This window comes from Halovibrio variabilis (assembly GCF_007991175.1).
Lineage (GTDB): Bacteria > Pseudomonadota > Gammaproteobacteria > Pseudomonadales > Halomonadaceae > Vreelandella > Vreelandella variabilis.
In genome coordinates, this window is the sequence record NZ_BJXV01000045.1 from 1 (window position 1) to 1,266 (window position 1,266).

The 1,266-nt window shown below is 52.4% G+C and carries 1 protein-coding gene; it reads right to left on the minus strand.

Going from position 1 to position 1,266, the window contains the following annotated elements:
- Positions 1–30 precede the first annotated feature (30 nt).
- Positions 31–1,199 (minus strand): IS3 family transposase gene (locus tag HVA01_RS17330; protein WP_146876706.1). Its coding sequence is split into 2 segments (ribosomal slippage): positions 31–923 and positions 923–1,199, totalling 1,170 coding nucleotides; the frame shifts between segments, so codons are not numbered across the junction.
- Between the last annotated feature and the right edge of the window lie 67 nt (positions 1,200–1,266).

Here is a 1,266-nt window from a genome sequence, read left to right on the forward strand (position 1 = left end):
GGAGTGGTCAACCAGTTTGTGACACCCCAGTTAAGCCGCTTTCTTCAGTTCTGCCATTGCTGATTCGTAATCATTGGGGCTGGTGTAATCCAGATACGAATGCAGACGCTGGTTGTTATAAAACATCGCGATATAGTTAAGAATATCCTGCTGTGCCTCGGCACGGGTTTGATAATGTTTCCACTGAACCCGCTCCTTCTTAAGGCTGGCAAAGAAGCTTTCCGCCACCGCGTTGTCCCAGCAATCGCCTTTACGACTCATGCTCCCCACAAAGCCATGGGCTTTTAGCAAACGTCGATACGCCTTACTAGCGTACTGCGAACCTCTGTCTGAATGCACGATCAAGCCTGCTGCTGGACGTCGCTGCCACAAGGCCATTTGCAATGCATCAGTGACCAGCTGGGCATTCATCCTCGACCCCATGCTCCAACCCACGACCCGGCGGCTGAACAGATCAATATAGACAGCCAAATACAGCCAGCCTTCCTGCGTCCAGATGTATGTGATATCAGATACATACGCCTGATCCGGCTCCGCCACGGTAAACACTCGCTTCAGCACGTTTTCAAACACCGGCTGTTTATGATGACTGTTCGTCGTCACCTTGTATTTCTTGCGGTAGCGTGCCCTGATGCTCGCCTCGTGCATCAGTGACCGGGCTTTCCTACGGCCTACCGGGTAGCCCAAGGCATTGAGCGCTCGCTTCATTCGCCGTGCCCCGTAGCTGTAGCCACTCGCTTCAGCGATCTCTTTGACCGCCGCCAACATCGCTTGATGCTCGGGGGCTGGCGGTAGGTTCTGATGGCGCCGGATATACCTATAATAGGCATTGCGGCTCACACCCAGTAGCCGACACATTAAGGCGGTCGGCCAAGTCTTCTTATGTTGGGTGATGAACGCGTATTTCACCGCGTTTCTTTGGCAAAGAAGACCGTCGCCTTTTTTAAAATATCTTTCTCCATCTTCAACCGGCGGTTTTCTTCTCGCAGCCGGCGAATCTCGGCCTGCTCCGACGTTAGGTTGCCGTTACCGCGGAATGCCTGGCCATCATCTGTTGCTTGCTCTTTGATCCACCGGCCTATCATGTTGGCATTGATGCCCAAGCTGCGTGCTGCTTCCGCTCGGCTATAGCCTTGCTCCAACACTAGGCTGATCGCGTCCAGCTTGAATTCCTTTGAATATTTCTTTTTTGTGGTCATGTAGAACAGTCTCCAGTTGAGGGTATTATTCCTTAACTGGGTTGGTCACATCCATTAAGCCACTTCA